Raw genomic sequence first — 1322 nt, forward strand, 5'->3', positions numbered from 1 at the left:
TGAATCGCACCGGGTTTGGTGGAGGCTAGTTTGTTGAAGTGCAGGCGTTAGCCTGCACGGTATTGGCAACTTGCCGCCAGTAGTTTGCCTCAGCTTCCGCTGGCGGTATATGCCCTATGGATTCCAGCAGCCTGTCATGGTTGAACCAGTGCACCCATTGCAGCGTTGCCAGCTCCAGTGATTCCCTTGTTTTCCACGGTCCTCGTTTGTAGATGACCTCCGTTTTGTACAAACCGTTGATGGTTTCGGCCAAGGCGTTGTCGTAGGAATCGCCAGTGCTGCCCACTGAGGGCATCAGTCCAGCTTCTTCCAAGCGTTCGGTGTAGCGAATGGACACATACTGACTGCCCCTATCGGAGTGGTGAATCAGTTCCGTATCGCTTGAAGGTCGTCTGGCGTACAGCGCCTGCTCCAGCGCATCCACTACAAAGTCCGTGCGAATGTGGCTGCTGACCCGCCAGCCCACTATGCGACGGGCATAGACATCAATCACAAAGGCCACAAACATTTGCCCTTGCCATGTTGATACATAGGTGAAGTCTGCGACCCAAAGTTGGTCAGGGCGCTGGGCTGTGAACTGTCGGTTGACCAAGTCTTGCGGGCTTGGCCGAGCCACATCTTGGCGTGTCGTACGTACCTTCTTGCCTCGCCTTGCCCCTTCAAGGCCCAGCTTGCGCATCAGGCGTTGCACTGTGCAGCGGGCAATGGGTAGGCCCTCTCGGTGCATCTGCTTCCAGACTTTGACGACACCATACACCTGCCAATTGGCATGCCACACCCGTTGAATATGACTGCAACGTTCTTCATCCGATTGGCTGCGCTTGCAGCGCAGCCAAGGGCAGTTTCTTTGTTGAACCCTGCGCCTGTAGCCCGATGGGGCAATTTGCAGCAACTTGCAAATTGGCTCGACCCCATAGGCATCACGATACTGGTCTACAAAGTCAATTAACTCTTGATGCGACGGTCCAGCTCCGCCTGTGCAAAAAAAGCGCTCGCAGCCTTGAGGATGTCATTGGCTCGGCGCAGCTCCTTGTTCTCTCGCTCCAGTTGCTTGAGCCGCTCACGTTCATCCGTCGTCAATCCTGGTCGTTGGCCTGCATCAATTTCTTTGCGCTGCACCCATCCATGCAAGGTGCTGACAGAGCAGCCAATCTTGGGGGCTATTGATTCACATGCGCCCCACAGTGATGCGTAATCCGCTTGGCATTCCTGCACCAAACGTACGGCACGTTCACGTACCTCTGGGCTAAAACGAGCAGCTTTAGTGTTCATGACTCAATCCTCTCAGGAGTTGAGCCTCCACGGAAGCAGGTGCGATTCAA

1 protein-coding gene and 1 other annotated feature are annotated in these 1322 nt (G+C 55.1%); the gene reads right to left on the reverse strand.

Annotated features, from left to right (window positions below; all coding sequences use genetic code 11):
• Positions 1-25 precede the first annotated feature (25 nt).
• A protein-coding gene (locus QEP11_RS12880; RefSeq protein WP_284337057.1) for an IS3 family transposase occupies positions 26-1272 on the reverse strand; the annotation gives its coding sequence in 2 pieces (ribosomal slippage) (positions 26-981 and positions 981-1272; 1248 coding nt in all).
• Positions 875-991 (reverse strand) — a sequence feature (AL1L pseudoknot). It overlaps the preceding gene by 117 nt.
• Positions 1273-1322: the final 50 nt, after the last annotated feature.

Source organism: Comamonas halotolerans (genome assembly GCF_030162935.1).
Classification (GTDB): domain Bacteria; phylum Pseudomonadota; class Gammaproteobacteria; order Burkholderiales; family Burkholderiaceae_C; genus Comamonas; species Comamonas halotolerans.